Consider the following 1,408-nt stretch of genomic DNA (forward strand, 5'->3'; position numbering starts at 1 on the left):
TCCACGGCAATCTCTTATGGTACGGCGAATACACTGCTTGGGGTCGTCTGAAAAAGGATGAGCGGGTTTACAAGGATGCGCATCAGCCGTTCAGACTGCAAAACCAGTATTATGATGAAGAAACCGGGCTGCATTACAACCTGATGCGCTATTACGAGCCTGAGGCCGGTAGGTTTGTAAATCAGGATCCGATTGGGTTGTTGGGTGGGGAGAATCTTTATTCGTTTGCACCGAATGTACAGGCGTGGATGGATGTTTTGGGCTTATGCCCAAGAAATAAGAAGGCAAAACTTAGAAGGAAAAAAGCAAAAAAAGCTAATGCCCGAAAGAGTAGAACAAAGATAACGGAACTTGAGCGCACAAGAGGAGCATCAAATGTACATAGTTTAGACCGACATGGTGCTCAAACTTCTTTAGCTCAACAACTGGATAGGGCTAATAATGCACCTAACGGTATCACTTCTTACAAGTCTCATGCAGCACGATTTACAAGCCATCAAGACCATCTTGATACATTGAATACTGCCTTAGATAGACGATCAAGGGGGTTAGGACAGCAAACGCCTCAAGGTTACAGGGATACTTTTGATATGGGAAGACCTGTTGCAGAAGGGTTTAGAAAAGACTCGTCAAATTTGGTAAGGACCTCAGAAGTGACAGCTACCTTTAATTCGTCAGGGCAATTAGTTTCACTTTTTGGGAAAGTAAATTAAATTTTAGGATGTAATAATGAAGCAGAAAATTAATACTTTTTACATACTTAATTTATTAAGTATTGTCGATGGTGAGATCTTGGAGAGTGCGCATGTAGATATATCTAAATATATATATTTAGATATATCTACAGCAGAAGGGCAGAATGTTATTATTAATGATCTGTTAAAGCCTCAGTTACTTCGCTTTTCTTTAGGAAATCAAGAAAAAATACGAATAAGCATGTTGTATTGTATTGAGAATTATGATGAGAGAAAATTGGAAAGCATTCTAAATTTCTATAGTGGTTCCGTTTTTTTAACGCCAAATGATAATATTACGTATAAACAAATGTTTGAAATTTTTTATGTTGGAGTATTTCTTAAAAATATAAATAATGAAGAGTTAAATAATTTTATTTTTTTTGAAGATGATAACCTCGAGTGTTGGAATTTATTTAATAAGTAAATGTGGTTAGAATTTTGAACCTGCTTAAGATAATCCACAATAACTCAAAATTTTTGATATGGTCTTAAGAAAGCCATAAACAGCATGAAACCTCCAATCTAGATGTTGGGTATTTTTAGTGTATGCGCATTTTCTGTTTTGTAGACGACCTCACTATCTTCTTTGAGGTCGTCTGAATTATTTGTTCTTTAACAATCTTATTAGCAGTTAACATAGAGGTCGTCTGAAAACCAACTTTCAGATGACC

The 1,408-nt window shown here is 36.2% G+C and carries 2 protein-coding genes; both read left to right on the plus strand.

Annotated features, from left to right (window positions below; genetic code table 11):
- Nucleotides 1–713, plus strand: a 713-nt coding sequence (locus tag HMPREF2726_RS14560) for an RHS repeat-associated core domain-containing protein (protein WP_246827832.1), incomplete at its 5' end; no start/stop codon positions are given.
- 16 nt (nt 714–729) lie between these two features.
- Nucleotides 730–1,161: a hypothetical protein gene (locus HMPREF2726_RS00130; RefSeq protein ID WP_070601825.1), complete on the plus strand. Its 432-nt coding sequence runs from the start codon at nt 730–732 to the stop codon at nt 1,159–1,161.
- Nucleotides 1,162–1,408: the final 247 nt, after the last annotated feature.

This window comes from Neisseria sp. HMSC074B07, assembly GCF_001810355.1.
Classification (GTDB): domain Bacteria; phylum Pseudomonadota; class Gammaproteobacteria; order Burkholderiales; family Neisseriaceae; genus Neisseria.

Excerpts from the sequence above, each read along its gene's own strand:
- HMPREF2726_RS00130 (WP_070601825.1), top strand. The coding sequence starts at position 730 with ATGAAGCAGAAAATTAATACTTTTTACATACTTAATTTATTAAGTATT.